This window comes from Marinobacter gelidimuriae (assembly GCF_000372805.1).
Classification (GTDB): domain Bacteria; phylum Pseudomonadota; class Gammaproteobacteria; order Pseudomonadales; family Oleiphilaceae; genus Marinobacter; species Marinobacter gelidimuriae.
In genome coordinates, this window is sequence record NZ_KB889881.1 from 18,704 (window position 1) to 35,846 (window position 17,143).

The 17,143-nt window shown below is 54.1% G+C and carries 17 protein-coding genes; 12 read left to right on the forward strand and 5 right to left on the reverse strand.

What is annotated here, in order from left to right:
* Positions 1-373 precede the first annotated feature (373 nt).
* The 3 genes from A3OI_RS0108525 to ppk2 all read right to left on the reverse strand — a co-directional run bounded on the left by A3OI_RS0108525 (position 374) and on the right by ppk2 (position 2,597).
* The gene (locus A3OI_RS0108525) at positions 374-910 is read right to left on the reverse strand and encodes a YgjV family protein (protein ID WP_026224087.1); all 537 of its coding nucleotides are present in this window, start codon (positions 908-910) and stop codon (positions 374-376) included.
* A 94-nt stretch (positions 911-1,004) separates the two neighbouring features.
* The gene (locus A3OI_RS0108530; protein ID WP_018403867.1) at positions 1,005-1,457 is read right to left on the reverse strand and encodes a GatB/YqeY domain-containing protein; all 453 of its coding nucleotides are present in this window, start codon (positions 1,455-1,457) and stop codon (positions 1,005-1,007) included.
* 309 nt (positions 1,458-1,766) lie between these two features.
* Positions 1,767-2,597 carry a polyphosphate kinase 2 gene (ppk2, locus tag A3OI_RS0108535; RefSeq protein ID WP_018403868.1) on the reverse strand — a complete coding sequence of 277 codons (831 nt, stop codon included), beginning with the start codon at positions 2,595-2,597 and terminating at the stop codon, positions 1,767-1,769.
* A gap of 168 nt (positions 2,598-2,765) precedes the next feature.
* Between ppk2 and A3OI_RS0108540 the strand changes: the two genes are divergently transcribed.
* Both A3OI_RS0108540 and A3OI_RS0108545 read left to right on the forward strand, forming a co-directional pair.
* Positions 2,766-4,574: a Na/Pi cotransporter family protein gene (locus tag A3OI_RS0108540; RefSeq protein ID WP_018403869.1), complete on the forward strand. Its 1,809-nt coding sequence runs from the start codon at positions 2,766-2,768 to the stop codon at positions 4,572-4,574.
* Between the two features lie 62 nt (positions 4,575-4,636).
* Positions 4,637-4,882: a hypothetical protein gene (locus A3OI_RS0108545; RefSeq protein WP_018403870.1), complete on the forward strand. Its 246-nt coding sequence runs from the start codon at positions 4,637-4,639 to the stop codon at positions 4,880-4,882.
* Positions 4,883-5,155: 273 nt separating this feature from the next.
* Here the strand turns inward: A3OI_RS0108545 and A3OI_RS19665 are convergent, their stop codons facing one another.
* Entirely contained in the window at positions 5,156-5,602 is a 447-nt protein-coding gene (locus A3OI_RS19665) for a GGDEF domain-containing protein (RefSeq protein ID WP_018403871.1), read from the reverse strand.
* Positions 5,603-5,618: 16 nt separating this feature from the next.
* On the opposite strand from A3OI_RS19665, the gene A3OI_RS0108555 reads away from it, so the two are divergent.
* From A3OI_RS0108555 to A3OI_RS0108570, 4 genes are all read left to right on the forward strand, one after another.
* On the forward strand, positions 5,619-5,849 hold the full coding sequence (locus tag A3OI_RS0108555; RefSeq protein WP_018403872.1) for a cytochrome b: 231 nt from the start codon (positions 5,619-5,621) through the stop codon (positions 5,847-5,849).
* A gap of 157 nt (positions 5,850-6,006) precedes the next feature.
* Positions 6,007-7,011: a DUF6635 family protein gene (locus A3OI_RS0108560; RefSeq protein ID WP_018403873.1), complete on the forward strand. Its 1,005-nt coding sequence runs from the start codon at positions 6,007-6,009 to the stop codon at positions 7,009-7,011.
* A 175-nt stretch (positions 7,012-7,186) separates the two neighbouring features.
* Positions 7,187-7,489, forward strand: coding sequence for a 2OG-Fe(II) oxygenase (locus A3OI_RS0108565; protein WP_026224089.1), 303 nt, complete (start codon positions 7,187-7,189; stop codon positions 7,487-7,489).
* A gap of 16 nt (positions 7,490-7,505) precedes the next feature.
* The gene (locus tag A3OI_RS0108570; RefSeq protein ID WP_018403875.1) at positions 7,506-8,474 is read left to right on the forward strand and encodes a ribonuclease Z; all 969 of its coding nucleotides are present in this window, start codon (positions 7,506-7,508) and stop codon (positions 8,472-8,474) included.
* Positions 8,475-8,478: 4 nt separating this feature from the next.
* On the opposite strand, the gene A3OI_RS0108575 is transcribed toward A3OI_RS0108570, so the two are convergent.
* A complete protein-coding gene (locus A3OI_RS0108575) occupies positions 8,479-8,694 on the reverse strand; it encodes a hypothetical protein (RefSeq protein WP_018403876.1) in 216 nt (71 codons plus the stop codon).
* 479 nt (positions 8,695-9,173) lie between these two features.
* Between A3OI_RS0108575 and A3OI_RS0108585 the strand changes: the two genes are divergently transcribed.
* The 6 genes from A3OI_RS0108585 to A3OI_RS0108610 are packed head-to-tail and all read left to right on the forward strand — an operon-like array spanning position 9,174 to position 17,142.
* Complete coding sequence (locus A3OI_RS0108585; RefSeq protein ID WP_018403877.1) at positions 9,174-11,948, forward strand: type I restriction endonuclease subunit R; 2,775 nt, start codon at positions 9,174-9,176, stop codon at positions 11,946-11,948.
* A complete protein-coding gene (locus tag A3OI_RS21095) occupies positions 11,945-12,706 on the forward strand; it encodes a restriction endonuclease subunit S (RefSeq protein WP_018403878.1) in 762 nt (253 codons plus the stop codon). The genes A3OI_RS0108585 and A3OI_RS21095 overlap by 4 nt, the downstream gene beginning before the upstream one ends.
* A complete protein-coding gene (locus A3OI_RS21800; protein WP_267283290.1) occupies positions 12,700-13,326 on the forward strand; it encodes a restriction endonuclease subunit S in 627 nt (208 codons plus the stop codon). The genes A3OI_RS21095 and A3OI_RS21800 overlap by 7 nt, the downstream gene beginning before the upstream one ends.
* Entirely contained in the window at positions 13,323-14,471 is a 1,149-nt protein-coding gene (locus A3OI_RS0108600) for an SIR2 family protein (RefSeq protein ID WP_018403880.1), read from the forward strand. Before A3OI_RS21800 ends, A3OI_RS0108600 begins: the two co-directional genes overlap by 4 nt.
* On the forward strand, positions 14,468-16,222 hold the full coding sequence (locus tag A3OI_RS0108605) for an ATP-binding protein (protein WP_018403881.1): 1,755 nt from the start codon (positions 14,468-14,470) through the stop codon (positions 16,220-16,222). The genes A3OI_RS0108600 and A3OI_RS0108605 overlap by 4 nt, the downstream gene beginning before the upstream one ends.
* Positions 16,219-17,142, forward strand: a complete 924-nt coding sequence (locus A3OI_RS0108610; protein WP_018403882.1) for a GIY-YIG nuclease family protein — start codon at positions 16,219-16,221, stop codon at positions 17,140-17,142. The genes A3OI_RS0108605 and A3OI_RS0108610 overlap by 4 nt, the downstream gene beginning before the upstream one ends.
* Position 17,143: the final 1 nt, after the last annotated feature.

Below are 17,143 nucleotides of genomic sequence, written 5' to 3' on the forward strand. Positions count from 1 at the left end.
ACAACCCAACCAGACCCTAGGGCAACGACAATGTCCATCAAATACCCGGAATACATGAGTGAGATTTTTCCAGGACCCATTGCACCTGATAACTGGGTCAAACGAAAAGGTAAATAATTCAACAACGAAGCAAACACAAAGAAAGCACAGAAGATGGTAATGTAGGCACGAAATAATCCTGGTATGCGCAATACATCACCCAGGTCTCTATGCCGTAAGCGACCAAAACCAACACTCGGCTCACCCCTCAGTCATAACAGCCACACCGTAAGAATAGCCAGGAGAAGTCCCAGCACTCCAAACATCATCTGCCATCCCACCAGATCCGACATGTGGCCGGAAAATGCACGGCCTAGAACCCCCCCAGCGATGGTCATCGCAACATAGCCTCGGGATAACGCCGTTTCATTTTCGCCAGCCGGTATATGGTGATGAAGTTAACGACCAGCACCATGGCTTCCGCCAGCGTGCCGCCCACCGAACCGATGGCAATATTGTTCAGCATCCAGGCAACCGCGGCGGCGGCCAGCATNAGCCGCATGGGAATGCCCCTGAGCATGAACATGCCCAGGGTGCCGAAAATAGCCGCCGCAATGGCGAAAAAATCTACCGGGCTGCGCCAGGTCAGTAACGCAGCCACCAGATTTACCGCCAATACCGCCAGCATCACCTGCCAGCTGCCCATATAGCGCCGCGCCAGCACAATGCGGCCGATCACCAGCAAACTCAGGATCGCCGCCGTCCAACTGCCAAACAGCGCAAACTGCAGCGCAAAGGCCACACTTGCCGCAATCAACAGCACCATCAGCCGGTCATCGCGCTTGCTGTTAAAGCCGACAATGCAGAAGCCCAGCGCAATAAGGCCGACAATCTGGCCCGCCAGGGCGGTGTAATTCATTTCTTCGAACATCATCAAAGTCTACGGCACAGGCACTATTTAGAGAAGCCAGCAAGAAAACCCGGACCTGCATTCCTTCTGAAACCTGCAAATTCACGAAAAGGTCTCAAGCCAGCGCGGCCCGCACCTTCTTGCCCAAATGGCCCATGTCGACCCGACCAAGTACCTGCGGGCGCAGCTCGTTCATCACCCGACCCATGTCCTGCATTCCCTGGGCATCGGTTGAGCTGATGGCCGCACGGATCAGGCCATCCAGGTCGTCCTCAGTCAGGGCGGCGGGCATAAATTCCTCAATAACCAGCATTTCTGCCCGCTCGATGTCGCCCAGCTCTTTGCGACCGGCATCGTCGTATTGACTGGCGGAATCGCGGCGCTGTTTGAGCATTTTGTCCAGCACCTTTAGAACGTCGTCGTCATTCACCTCGCGGCGTTCATCAATCTCGATCTGTTTGACCGCGGCCTGAACCAACCGCAAGGTGCCAAGCCGAAATTTTTCCCTATTCCGCATCGCGTCTTTTACCGCGTTGTTCAGTTGTTCCTTGAGTGATAATTCCGCCATGGTCGAACTCCTGTTCCATAAGTTAAGAGGACTAGTTTCGCATTAAACGAAGAAGTAGGTGTGTTTGTCATCACCAAATTAGAGGCTGCCAAGACGTCGACACATCAAAACCCAACGGCTGCCGAAAGCTCATGGCCTCTGGAGCAACGAGCAGCCAACCCAGAACGCCTATATTTACCAGAACAGCCAGCCATCCATCCATCCAGAATGGCAAAAAGCACCCGCTACCGAGCGCAAGCCGTGAACCAAGGCGACTTGATCAGGCCTAACTAGCCTGTTGGGAGGTGGCAGCAGTCTAAGCGAAAGCCCTCAATACAGGCGATCGATATAGGACTCGTGCGGCTTCGCCGTACGGTTGTCGTCGTGCGACCATTCGCGCGGAGGCAGGTCCGGGACTGGCGGCAGATCGCGGCTATAATCGAATTGCTCCAGCAGATTGCTGATACAGTTCAACCGGGCATGGCGCTTAACGTCGGCGTCTACCATCCGCCACGGTGCGTATGGCAGGTCCGTGTAACGCAGCATTTCGTCCTTGGCCCTTGAGTACTCGGCCCACAGCTCGCGCGACTTGAGATCCATCGGGGAGATCTTCCAGCGCTTGGCAGGGTCGGCGGCACGCGCCTGAAAGCGCTGCTCCTGGGTTTCCTCGCTGACCGAGAACCAGTACTTCAGCAGAATAATACCTTCCTCGACAAGCATGTGCTCGAATTCGGGGCAGGTGTGCATGAACAGCGCGACCTCCTCGGCCGTCGCGAACCCCATCACCCGTTCAACGCCGGCCCGGTTGTACCAGGAGCGGTCAAACAGCACCATCTCTCCGGCCGCCGGCAGGTGGGACACATATCGCTGAAAGTACCACTGGCTGCGCTCGCGATCAGACGGTTTGCCAAGTGCGACCGTGCGCACAATGCGAGGATTCGTCTTCTCGGTAATGCGTTTGATGGTTCCGCCTTTGCCGGCGGCGTCGCGTCCCTCGAATAAGACCACGATGCGCAGGCCTTCGTCGGTAATGGTGCGCTGGAGCTTGGCCAGCTCCTCCTTCAATCGCGCCAGTTCCTTCTCGTAGATTTCCTTCCTCAATATACCGTGCTTATCGTAAGCATCGTCGCTGAAGCGGCGACTCGGCGACAATAGCTGCATGCGGCCTCTCCAGATTGACTGCTCGGCTTTCTAACTAAGCCGTGAACTTACTTACATTACAGAAATGTGACAAGATAATAAACGTCATCGAAATCTTGCCATATCGATGGTTTTGCGGCCTGACTGCACGGAATCAAACTCGCGCCAACAGCGGGGAAAGGTAAGCCAATGAACTACCGCCAACTCGTCCTCGCCGGAATACTCAGCCTTCTGGCTTTTGCACTCTGGACGAGCCCAGAATTCAAACAGATTGCCGCCGGGGTTGCGATCTTCCTGTTTGGCATGCTCTCACTCGAGAACGGGTTCCGCCAATTCACCGGCGGATTCCTGGAGAGGGTGCTGCGCCGAACAACCAACACGATTCCGAAGAGTCTTGGTTTCGGCATTGTCAGCACCGCTATCATGCAATCCAGCTCCCTGGTATCGGTCATCACGATATCGTTCCTGAGCGCCGGCCTGCTCCCCCTGATCACCGGCATCGGCATTATTTTCGGAGCCAACCTGGGCACCACAACCGGCGCGTGGCTATTCGCCACCATCGGCATGAAAATGAGCCTTTCGGCCTTCGCGTTGCCCATGCTCGTCTTTGGCGTGGTGCTGAATTTCCAGCAACCCCGCGCACTGAAAGCCGTCGGCGCGATTCTGGCCGGTCTGGGGTTTCTGTTTCTCGGCATCGATTTCATGAAGGAGGGATTCGTAAGCTATCAGTCGGCGGTCGATCTGCGCGAATATGCGATGACAGGCGTCACAGGACTGCTCGTTTATACAGGGCTCGGAATTCTGGCGACGGTCATCATGCAGTCGAGCCACGCAACGCTGGCCCTCACACTGGCCGGCCTGGCCACGGGCCAGATAACCTACGAGAACGCGCTGGCCCTGGCTATAGGTGCCAATATCGGCACAACGGTGACCGCGCTGATCGGCGGTCTTGGCGCAAATATCGCCGGCAAGCGACTGGCAGGCGCCCACCTTTTGTTCAATATGGCGACGGCGGCGATCGCCTTGATACTGATCGAGCCCCTGCGCTGGTCCGTCGACTTTCTGTCGGCGCTCATGTCGATCACCGAAGATGATTATACGGTCAAGCTCGCCATGTTCCACACCCTGTTCAACTGCCTGGGTGTCGCCGTGATGTTGCCACTGATATCGCGGATGGCGAGCGCGCTGGAACGCTGGTTGCCGGAACGAGAGGAGGAAGCCGCGGCGCAGCCGAAGTACCTGAACCCCGCTGCGATGGACTCCCCCGATAGCGCAAACGCAGCAGTCCGCCGGGAAGTCTGGCACCTGTTCGACCAGGCCTTCGTCATCCTCGCCCATGGCCTCCACCTGCACCGTGAACAGATCCGCAACTGCGATGACCTGGAAGCAACGATCAATAACAGCCGAGAGCGCATCAACATCGACATCGACCTGGTCTATCGGCAGCGCGTCAAGCGCCTTTATAGTGCCATCCTCGATTTCATTTCCGGGCGAATGACGCGAATATCGTCAGCCAGTTCCACCGAATCACTCTACCGCCTGCAGCACGCCGCCGGCGAGATGGTGGAAGCCATCAAGCACGTTAAACACCTGCGCAAGAATCTCACTATCTACATGGTTGCAGATAACACCGCTATCCGTAAGGAGTACAACGATCTGCGGCTGCGGGTCGCGATGGTGCTGCGGGAAACCCACCGGTTTTACGAGGGCAAATTTGACGACGCCAGCACGGCCATACTGGAGCTCGACGAGATCGCTGTACGTGCCCGAGTGGACCGCGAATCCATGGTCGCGCGCGTCACGAAACTCCTCGGCGCAAAGCGGATCGACTCAGCAATGGCCACTTCCCTGCTCAACGATTCTGCCTATGCCAGCGAGACAGTGGATGCTATTCTGACCGGAACACGCGCGCTCCTGACAGCCACGGATGTGGAAGCCGCCCGGACCACAGAGGCACTGTCGGTGAGCGATGCAGGCCAGGCAGACATCATCGTCTGACGCGTAATGGGCTCGTGACGGCGTCCCGGCCGACCAATCTTCGAACACGGAGGATTCAGGCAATGGGTTTCAAAGACTTGGTGGCAACGTTCGACGATGCACTGCGCAAACACGACAAGGGCAATTCCCTCAAGCGCAAGGAACTGAAGCATCTCGAGCAGGCACTGAAAAAAAAGCGAGCAAAATACCGCGAACGGCTGTATTCCGGCTCGTCAGAAGAAACATCTGCTCAGACCGAGGTTCGCCTGCGCGTGGTCGAGGCTCAACTCGCTAAGCTGCGCGAGCTTATGGAAGAAGCATCCCTCTGATGGTAAAGAAAGCACAGCCGCTACCATTCTTCCTTTTGAGATGCTCGCGTAAAAAGCCGACTCCGAACACGCCCCCTATTGCAATGTGAGTCGAGCTCACGGGAAGGCTCATGCCGCAGTATCCCGCAACTAGCCGCTCATTCCAAGACGCTGTAGCGGGGTGCCCGTAATCCCGGCGTTAGCTCGGCAGGGCCACCACGTAGCGGTCCCGACCACCATTCTTCGCAGCATATAGCGCATCATCGGCTCGCTGCAAAAATCGGGTACGGTCCTCTATCTTATCTCCCAGCACAGCAATACCGATACAGGTCTAAAGCTGACTTCTTCCCCCGTAGGTACCTTGAGTTTTTTATTGTGGCATCCGTCGCGTACGGCATCAGCTACCTTGACTGCCTCTGACTGATCCATACCCGGCAGAATCATCAGAAACTCCTCACCCCCGAAGCGCCCGGCGAGATCCACCTTGCGTTTGGCACCATCCTTGAGAATTTTGGCAAACTGTTTGAGCACCAAATCCCCGGCTGCATGGCCGTGGTTATCGTTGAAACTTTTGAACTTGTCCAGATCAAACAGCAACACCGACAGCGGCGTGTCCTGCTCGTGAGCATCCTTGATATCACCGTCCAGCTGCGCCATCACCTGGCGGCGATTGGCCAGCCCGGTAAGCGGGTCACGGGTCGTTTGACGGTAAAGCACCAGCAGCATGCTGAGCTGATTCACCGAAGCCCAGCCTGCAATGCAGCCCAACACTGCCACAGCCAGCGGCGGCTTCCCGGTGAAATTTTTTCTCTGGCAGTTGCCCGGGTTCATTGGCAAAGATGAACCGCTCTCTGAACTGCTCTTTATGCTGCATGAATGGCTGGGCTGGATCATTTTAGCGTTGTTGGTGCTGCATGTGTCTGGTGCGATGTTCCATTGGAAAATCAAACGCGATAACGTTATGAAGCGTATGAGCCTGTTTGATTAACGGACGCATCTAGCGCAGCCACACATAAGGCGAGTGGTTTGGCCAGTTCCAGTACTTATCAGCGGGCTTTTCGGGACTATAATTATTAATTTTTGCAAATCATTTCGAGACAGAAAAGACGCACCCTCGCGTATCCGAAGCATCCCAGATCTCGTCGATGCGAATCATCACAGAAGCTCACGCTGAAGCGCTTGTTACTATGCCCATTGCCACATCGCCCAAGCACAACGTCTCCGAAGTTGAGATAGAGCAGGCAATCCGCTCAGGCATCGAGCGTTACTTTGACGACTGCCGGGCGCGGGTACCGGCGTTTATTGACCGGCATTTCCATTATCCCGGTGCCATGGCGACCAACCAAATGGCGCTGGGATGGGACATGTTGCGGGCACCCATCAACCTACTGTGGGCGCCGGTGTACGCCTTGGTATGCCTGGTGAAAATTCTGGTTCCCAAACGAACAGGCCTTATGTGGCTGCACGGTTTGGCAAATCGTGTACCCGCCGGTTTGATCACCCGGGTACAACAGCACATCTCGCACCTGATCCTGGTGAACCTGTTGAGCAATGGTCAGGAGAGCTCACGTCTGGAGGGATATCTGATTGAGGCGCTGGAGGCGGTCTATGAGCGCCATACCTGCAAGTCGGTCGAGCACCAGCGGTTTAGCACCCTGATTGAACCGCTGGTCGCGGACGCTCTCAGTCAGTACCGGATGACCCGAACGGCGTCTGCCGATATCACCAACAGTATTTCATGCACGGTGTTGGGCGCGTTCGCGTTCCAGAAGTTTACCCCGGGCGGCATTGGGCTCGGGGTAGTGCTCGCATCCATGCTCGCAGAGACCCTGGCCGCCCAGGACTTTATCCTTGGTGAAACCCTCGGCAGTTGGTACTACAGCGGGTTTCCACCAGAACCTTCGCTGGCGACGACGGCCAGCGTTATGATCGCTGTCATGGGCTCATTGGCGGCGTTTGCAGCCTTTTCCGGCGTTATATTCGACCCAGTTCAGGCGGCGGTCGGTTTGCATCGTCGGCGCCTGCACAAGCTGCTGGACCACCTGCAGAGGGACGTTACCATCAACACCCAAAGCAGCTTTCGCCCGAAAGACCAGTTTGTGGCGCGGATTCTGGACATGTTCGACATGATAAAATCGGGTTTACTTTAGTTAGCGGAGTTTCTGCATGATTACCATGAAGGTGTAAACTGTAGTGGCATCGTGAATTTGGACACCGAATTGGCGTTTCAGATGATCACGCCAAACCCGAGGGCAGGCCTCTTTAAATTCTCGCGCTCCACGCGCACACTTGGACGTAACTTACTTTGAAGCGAACACGCACATCATGTCATTAAACATAAAAACCCGAATTCTCTTCTACTCCAAACGCCTGAGCATTTACCTGGTGCGTTACCCAGAGGACCACAAGGTGGTTCCCCACGTGGACATGGTATCCGAAGGCCGGCTGTACAAGCTCAATTGCGTACTGGTTAAGCCCAAAGCCGGCGGTGATTTCATCTGCGAAAAAAATGTATTCAATCTGTTTGGGCGAGTCATACTCTTCCGGCCGGACCTTTACCAACACCGGGTTTCGAAGATTGAGCGCGGCAACCGCTGGCTACTCAGTTTTGCGTTGACCCAAAGCTGAGTGAAAACGAGGAACGATGGAATTCACCTTTCTGGGCACGTCTGCCGGAACACCAACATGTTCACGCAACGTTACCGCCCTGGCTCTGTCGCACTCTGGCCACAAACCCTGGTACCTGGTGGACTGTGGCGAAGGCACCCAGCACCAACTGCTACGCACCCACTACTCCGTGATGCAATTGGGAGCGATATTCATCACCCATATCCACGGTGACCACACCTTCGGCCTGCCGGGGCTGCTCACCAGCGCATCCATGCTGGGCCGCACAGAACCTTTGGACATCATCGCCCCCGTCCAAACTCAACGCTTCATCAACGCAACTCTCGAAAACAGCGACTCCAGTCTCGGCTATTCCCTGAATTTTATCGATTCCGAAGCACCGGACTTTTACCGGCAAGATCAAGACTTCGGGGTGACGAACGTGGCCTTGTCCCATCGAGTGCCCTGCCGTGCCTACGTATTCACTGAGCGAAACATAGAGCGACAACTGTTGCAGGACAAGCTGAACGAGGATGGAATCGAACCCGGGCCCAGCTGGGGCGAATTGCAGAAAGGCAATGACGTAACGCTGGAGGATGGCCGCCTGCTAAGGAGTGACGATTACACACAGACTCCCCGCGTTGCCCGTCGCCTGATCGTCGCCGGCGACAATGACGACCCTACCCTGCTGACTGACGCCTGCAAGGGCAGCCATGCGCTGATTCACGAAGCCACCTATGCCCAGGATGTGGCCGACCGGGTTGGGCCCTGGCCACAGCACAGTTCCGCAGAACAGGTGGCCCGGTTTGCTCAACAGGCCCAGGTGCCTAGCCTGGTACTTACCCATTTCAGCTCCCGCTACCAATCCGCGCCGGGCGGCACGCCCAACATCAACCCATTGGCAGCCGAAGCCATGCAACACTATCGGGGGCCGCTATTTATGGCTCGGGATTTCGACGTTTACCGGCTGGAGAAGAACTTGTCGCTGACGTGCCTGACCACATAAGGGCCTACTGCTTTCCTGCATGGCTATAGTTGTGCCTGTCCATTGTGTGGCTTGAGTGATAGCGGGACTTGTCGAGCAAACAGCGGGCAGAGAGATTAACCAGGAACTCCCCAAACTTACCTGTGAACCAGGGGGTTTTGACGATGCCCGCAATGATGAGGACGGGTATCAAGTACCAGAGCACCGCAACCAACGGCTGGAACATGGGGTTAATGTCCATTTAACGGGCGTCCTTGTGGTATTTCTTTGGCGGGGCCAAAAAATCAGGCCACGTATTCTACACCAGAGCCAGACAGCTTCAGAAATTTAGCACTCACAAGCTGATTAAGCTCTTTTTGAATCGCCATTTCATGCTTTAACGTCCTTTGTTTTAACGCATTGTGCCACGGCACGTCTGGGAACACAGTTCAATGAAACCCAACCGAAAGATAAATCTGTCCTGTTTTTCTGTTGCGACATGCGCTATTGCGATAACTGCTACACTGGCGACAAATTATACATGCTGACCCAACTCCAGAGGGGCAGCACCTTGCAGGGAAGTGTAAACACTTACTGCAGTGTACCGTTATAAACCAGCTGCCTGAACATCGACAAGCCTGCGGCAACAGGGTAGGTTTTTGCTCTATCAGGAACTTGTCGAAGTATTTCTCATGAGACAGGGCATTGCCAAGGCTCACCGGGATAAAACATGGAGTCCGTATGAGCAAGCCCTCGGCAAACCAGAACCCGGAACAAAAGGCTCGTGACCGGATAGACAGCCAGCTGATTGCAGCCGGCTGGCTGGTGCAGGATAAGAAATCGATCAACCTGAACGCTGGCCCCGGAATAGCCGTCCGTGAATACCAAACCGACGTTGGCCCAGCCGACTATGTACTGTTTGTGGCTAAGCAAGCCGCTGGCGTGATCGAGGCCAAGCCGGAAGACTGGGGCCACAAGATTACGATGGTGGAGGATCAGTCGCAGGGTTATGCCAATGCGACCCTGAAATGGGTCAACAACCCAACCGCCCTGCGGTTTGTATACGAAAGCACCGGTGTGATTACCCGGTTCACCGACGGCGGAGACCCTGCCCCTCGCTCACGCGAAGTCTTCAACTTCCACCGGCCAGAGACCCTGGCCGAATGGTTGAGTCAGCCCGCAACCTTGCGCGCCAGCTTGCAACAGCTTCCGCCACTGGTTCATGACGGCTTGCGCGACTGCCAGATCACCGCCATTACCAATCTAGAAGAATCCTTCAAACAGGACAAACCCCGCGCCCTGGTACAAATGGCTACTGGCTCCGGCAAAACCTTTACCGCCATTACTGCCAGCTACCGGCTGCTGAAACACGCCGGTGCCAAACGCATCCTGTTTCTTGTGGACACCAAAAACCTCGGTGAACAGGCCGAGCAGGAATTCATGGCCTTCCTGCCCAATGACGACAATCGCAAGTTTACCGAACTGTACAGTTTGCAGCGGCTCAACTCGTCTTTTATGGCCACCGACACCCAGGTCAGCATTAGCACCATCCAGCGCATGTACTCCCTGCTCAAGGGTGAAGACCTGGATGAAGCTGCCGAGGAAAACCCGCTGAGCGGCGCCAACCTGTTGAACAAAACCCCGCTGCCGGTGGTGTATAACCAAAAGATACCGCCGGAGTTCTTCGATTTTATTGTCATCGACGAATGCCACCGCTCGATCTACAACCTATGGCGCCAGGTGATCGAATACTTTGATGCCTACCTGATTGGCCTCACTGCCACACCGGATAACCGTACCTACGGCTTCTTCAACAAAAACGTGGTCAGCGAATACGACCACGAAAAAGCCGTCGCCGATGGCGTCAACGTGGGCAATGAAATCTATGTCATCGAAACTGAAAAGACTAAACAGGGTGGCGTGCTGACCGCCCAGCAGCAGATTGAAAAACGTGAACGCCTGACCCGCAAAAAACGCTGGGAGATTCAGGATGAAGACGAAGCCTACACCGGCAAACAACTGGACCGCGATATCGTCAACCCGGACCAGATCCGCACCGTGATTCGCACCTTCAAAGAAAAACTACCGGACATATTCCCCGGACGGAAAGAAGTGCCGAAAACCTTAATCTTCGCCAAAACCGACAGCCACGCCGATGACATCATCAACACCGTGCGTGAGGAGTTCGGCGAGGGCAACCAGTTCTGTAAAAAGATCACCTATAAGATCGAAGAAGACCCGAAATCTGTGCTCGCCCAGTTCCGCAACGATTACTACCCGCGCATTGCCGTCACCGTAGACATGATTGCCACCGGCACTGACGTCAAACCACTGGAATGCTTGCTGTTCATGCGCGACGTCAAAAGCCGCAACTACTTTGAACAGATGAAAGGCCGCGGCACCCGCACCCTGGATGCCGACAGCCTGAAAAAAGTCACGCCCTCCGCCACGACGGCCAAAACCCATTATGTGATTGTCGATGCCATCGGCGTCACCAAATCCCTAAAAACCGCCAGCCAGCCGCTGATCACCAAACCCGGCGTGTCACTGAAGAATCTCGCCATGGGTGTGATGATGGGCCAGCACGACGAAGATACCGTCAGCTCACTGGCTGCCCGCCTCGCCCGGCTGGACAAACAACTGGACGACAAAGAGCGCGCCCGCATCAGTGAAAAAGCCGGCGGCAAACCGTTGCTGTTGATTGTTGGCGAACTCTTCAACGCCATCAACCCGGACACCATCGAGCAAACAGCCCTGACCCTCGCCGGGCAACCAGAAGGCACCAACCCCGGTGACAGCGCCCGTGATCAAGCTCGCGAACAACTGGTCGGCCAGGCCGCCAACGTATTTAACGGCGAACTGGTAGAACTGATCGACAGCATCCGCCGCGATAAAGAACAAACCCTCGTCCACGACGACCTGGACAGTGTTATCACTGCAGAGTGGGCAGGCGACACCGAAGACAACGCCAAAGCCCTCACCCAGGAGTTTGCCGACTACCTGCAAGAGCACCGCGACAACATAGAAGCCTTGAGTATCTACTTCCAGACCCCGGCCCGCCGCAGCGACATCACCTATCAGATGATCCGCGAGCTGCTCGAACGCCTGCGCAGCGACCGTCCCAAGCTGGCCCCACTGCGCGTCTGGCAAGCCTACGCCCATTTGGACAACTACAAGGGCGACAGCCCCATCGGCGATCTGACCGCGCTGGTCGCCCTGCTCCGCCGCGTCACCGGGCTGGACAACACCCTTTCTACCTACGCCGCCACCGTGCGCCGCAACTTCCAGAGCTGGATCATGCAACATCACAGCGGCGCTGGCGAAAAATTCAACGAGGAACAAATGGCCTGGCTACAAATGGTCCGCGACCACATCATCAGCTCCTTCCATATCGAACGCGATGACCTGGAAATGGCACCGTTCGACAGAAAAGGCGGTATGGGCCGGATGTATCAGTTATTTGGCGACGGGATGGATGACGTGATTGAAGAATTGAATCGGGAGTTGGTGGCGTGAGTGAGCAGTTACCTGAAGGTTGGCTAAGAACATCGGTCGGAACGATTTTAGAGTTTTCGTATGGCAAAGGACTGGTTAAGAACTCCAGGAATGAGCAAGGGCCATTTCCTGTCTACGGTTCCAGCGGGATAGTTGGATATCACGATGACTTTATTGTTGAAGGGCCCAAAGTTATTGTGGGTAGAAAGGGTGCAGCTGGTGCAGTCCATCTTTGTCTAGATAATTGCTGGCCGATAGATACGACTTACTTTATTAACATTAATGTCGGCGTAGATGTAAAGTTTGCTTACTACCTTTTGAAGAACTTGAGGCTCAATCAATTTGAAACCTCAACAGCTATTCCGGGGCTTAACAGAGATGATGCCTATCGGCTGAGCATTTCGTTGCCACCCCTCAACGAACAACACCGCATCGTCGCCAAAATCGAAACCCTGTTCTCCGAACTGGACAAAGGCATCGAATCCCTGAAAACCGCCCGCGAACAAAACAAAGACAAACTGGACACACCCGAACAACTCCTCGCCCGCATCTCTGCGCCAAAACAACCCCGCGGGGGCAGGAAAGCAAGCGTAGAAATCATTGAAGGAATAGCGGCTCTATCCGTCAACAATCCAACTAAAAAAGCACCTAATGGGTGGCTCTGGACACCGCTTTTGCGAATAGCACGGCAAGAGACAGGCCACACACCAAGCAGGAAGCAGGAAGCAGGAAGCATCCAGAGTATTGGGACGGCGATCAATACTGGATCGGAATTGTAGATGCCAGGCACCATCACGGCCTAGTTATTCAAGACACATTACAAAAAGCGACCAAACTTGGGCTGGAAAACTCATCCGCAAGAATCTTGTCCACTGACACGGTTTGCCTTTCAAAAACAGCATCGGTTGGGTATGTGACCATCATGGGCAAGCCTATGGCGACCAGCCAAGATTTTGCGACTTGGTCTTGCACGGAAGCATTAGATCCAAAATTTCTTATGTATGCGTTGATGGCAGAAGGCAACGAGATTAGGCGTTTTGGAAAGGGCACCACACATACCACAATTTATTTTCCTGAGATAAGGGCACTTCATATCTGCCTGCCTTCAGTGCAGGAGCAGAAGGTAATTGTCGAGACTGTCGAGTCAAAGCTTCAGCATATAGGGAAAATGGTCCAAGAGATTAAGAATCAACTGAAGAGGTCTGACACTCTCCGCCAATCCATCCTGAAAAAAGCCTTCTCCGGCCAACTCGTCCCGCAAGACCCCAACGACGAAACCGCCAGCGCTTTGCTTGCCCGTATTCAGGCGGAAAAATCCGCGCATGCCGCGAGCAAAGTCAGCCACAAACACTCACCCGCCAAGGGTGGCCGAAAAGCACGTAGCAAGGAGGCTTCATGATTGAGGAAGAATTAAAACCAGTATTCGAGGCGCCGTTCGATGAGGCGATCCAGCGTCTCGAAGACCTGATTTCGCAAAGTGGCCGCGCCTTTCTTTTGGGGGCTGGCTGTAGCAAGTGCGCTAATCTTCCATTGACAGCAGAACTCACTAAAAAAGTTTTAGATAGTGACAAGCTAGACGACCGTTCTAAACAAATACTCAGTGTTATTCAAGCCTCATTTGACGGCTCAATACCCCCTGCAAATATTGAAGATTTCCTCAGCGAGTTGGTGGACTTAATCGCCATTGCTAATCGAAGGTCCACACGGAATGCCACTGCAAAAACTGTAGCGCTTGATGGAGCGGATTATACGGTAGAACAGCTTTTTGAAGCTGCCGAGCAGATTAAGCGTGCGATTGCGGGTGTCATCAATCAGAAGATAGATATCCAGACCCATAAGCGATTTACCGAGGCTTTGCACCGCCCTATGCGGCCAGGGAAATCATCGCTAAATAATTCGGTTGATTATTTAGTTTTGAACTATGACACGATTATCGAGGATGCTTTGGCGCTGGCACGCGTACCATTCTCAGATGGTATTGAAGGTGGCGTTAGTGGTTGGTGGAACCCCGAAACGTTTGACCGTAAAGGCTTGGCCGCTCGCGTATTCAAGATGCATGGCTCAATTGATTGGCATGAGTTACCGGGCAGCACTCTGCCGCATCGTGTGGCGGCGAATGTTGATTTACCCGATCTTGGCGATCGCCGCATTTTGATCTGGCCAGCATCAACCAAGTATCGCGAAACCCAGCTTGATCCTTATGCCCAACTGGCTGAACGGGCACGACGTGTCCTCAATCCTGGACAAGGATCACAGCGGGTGCTGGTGATTTGTGGTTACAACTTTGGTGATGCGCATATAAATATTGAGATTGAGCGCGGACTGACTTCTTCTGCAGGCGACTTGACGGTTGTTGCTTTTACCCATGAAGCAGAACCAACAGGCACATTGAAGGAATGGCATGAGGACGCCAATATTAGTGACCAAGTCCTTATTTATGCCAATAACGGTTTCTTTCATGGTCAAGATGTTCGCCGGTCTGAAATACCATTGCCGTGGTGGAAGTTTGAGTACATCACCACCATTCTGGAGGGGGCACGATGAGCCAACTTATTTCAGGCCACGGCTTCCCGATCGAAAATCTTGCCATCGGTAAAATCATTGAAGTCGATGGCTCACGCTTTATCGCAGAGCTTGACCCTGCAATTTCAGAGCTATCCCGAGTCTACGCGGGCGAAACTTACCCCATTGGACAATTCGGTTCAATCGTCCGTGTTCACTTTGGTAGACGTTCGATTTACGCACTTGTTGGTCGCCTGAGAATGAAGGCAGACTATGAGGCTGAGCGCGGTATGCCGACGAGTGTTTCGGCGGATGAGCGCATTATTGAGGCTAATCTTTTCGGTGAAGGTGAATGGTTCAAAGATGAAGAAGGAAATCCACGGCTCAATTTTGAACGCGGCGTAGCCACGTACCCGCTCCCCCAGCAAACCGTTTACATCACTCCAAAGGCTGAACTTCGGTTTATCTATGGCAACGCTAAAGGTGCGGTTATTCGCTTGGGTGAGCATGTTGGATCAGGTGGCGCTCCCTGCTATGCGCAGATGAACGAACTGCTCGGAAAGCACACCGCCGTGCTGGGATCTACTGGAGCGGGCAAATCCGGCACGGTGGCTGCAATTATCCACAGCATTCTTGAGAGGGGGGCTGATGCGGGTCACCAGCACTGGCATCCACAGATAATTATTCTCGACCCTCATAACGAGTACGGAAAGGCGTTTGCTGGGCATCAGCGGCTTTCGACCGATGAAGGTAGCTTGAAGCTTCCATACTGGCTTTTGGATCTCGAAGAGTCTCTCAGCCTATTTATAGGTAAAACCGAGTTTGCGGCCACGTCTCAGTCAAATATTATTAAGAATGCGTTGATTGCTGTGCGGGGAAACGCCGCTGGCATTCTCGGTCTGGATGAATCGAAGCTGACAGTTGATTCGCCAATTCCGTACATTTTGGGTAGCACTACGGAGCTAGATGAGTTCGGTAAAGTTGGTGGAGTACTTTATGAGAAGGGTTTGATTGGCGCTATAAATAAACAGAGGCCAGCCGGTCAAAACAAGAAAGACCATGAAGACTTCAACAAGGTAATACGGAAAATTGACTCTCTTCTGAAAGATGGCCGTTTGCGCTTTATGATGACTGCCTGGGATGGTGCACAGGATCCATTGCCAGAAATTCTAAATCAGTTTTTAACTTCTAAAACGAAAATACAGATTGTTGATTTATCTGGTGTCCCAAATGAAGTGGCAGGAACCGCTAGCGCGGCAATTTCGCGAATGGTATTTCAACTCAAAGTTTGGCAAAGCGAGGATGAGCGCGCTAGAAGCCCTGTGTTACTTGTTTGCGAGGAGGCGCATCGCTATGTTCCGAACAAGGGTGAGGCTCAGTATGAAGCGGCACAAAGTGCTGTTCGGCGTATTGCTAAAGAGGGCCGTAAATACGGTGTCGGTTTGCTTCTGGTCTCACAACGACCAAGCGAAGTGGAAGCAACGGTCCTTTCTCAGTGCAACTCGTGGATTGTCTTGCGGATAACCAATGATGCCGATCGGGAGCATGTGCGCTCAATTCTCCCTGACACAATGTCGGGCTTGACTAAAATGCTTTCTGGTTTACGCAGGCAAGAAGCTATTTTTGTTGGTCAAGCTGCAACGCTTCCTTCGCGAATCATGATGCGCGATCTGACTGATGACCAACTGCCACGCTCAAATGACATTGATTTTGATAAGGGTTGGCAGGAACCAGCAATGAATGCTGCACAGCTGACTCAAGTCGCGGTGCGCTGGAGATATCAGACGAAATGAATGCTGCCACAAAGCCTCAGTCGCTGGAGTTGTTCTTTATCGACGGCAAGCCTGACGGCATGCTCACCGCCGAAGTCTTCAACTGGACCGGCCATGTACTGATGACGCCCCGCACCCAACTGAGCGCTGCCTTGAAGCGCGCGGAAGCCAGATATACCGGCGTCTATCTGCTGCTCGGCGAAGATGACAACGGTCCGCTGGTGTATATCGGTGAAGGCGAGGATATTGGTGACCGGATCAAAAGCCATGACACCAGAAAGGACTGGTGGACGATAGCAGTGCTGATCACCTCTGCGGCCAACAACCTCAATAAAGCGCATGTAAAGTACCTCGAGTCACGCCTAGTAGAAGAGGCCCGGCGTATTGGCAAGATCGCACTGGATAACGGCAATACGCCGCCACGCCCTTCCCTGAGTGAAGCGGCCCGCGCCAACATGGAGAATTTTCTCGAATATATCCTGATGGTGTTGCCGGCGTTGCGTATCGACAGCTTTCTGGCCAATACCCGACCTAGATCTCCTGTTCGCCTATCACCGCTGGACAACTCCGCTGAGATTGCTCCCCCTACCTTCATGCTGAACACCCCAAAGCACGGTATAGAAGCTACAGCGGTCCTGGAAAATGGCGAATTTGTCGTACAGGCAGGCTCAAATGTCAGTTACCAGTGGAAGGGCAAAGGCACCGAAGAGACCGGTTATGCCAGGCTGTTCGCTGAACTGGTCAAGACCGGCGTTCTGATTGAACACGGTAGTGGCCGCACGTTCACCGATAATTACGCCTTCAAAAGCCCAAGCGCTGCCGCGGCTGTAGCCAACGGCCGCCCTGCCAACGGCACCATTGAATGGAAGCTGACCAGCGGCAAAACCTACAAAGATTGGGAGCAGGAGAAGCTCGCCCAAGAAGTAAGCCCGGATGAATAAT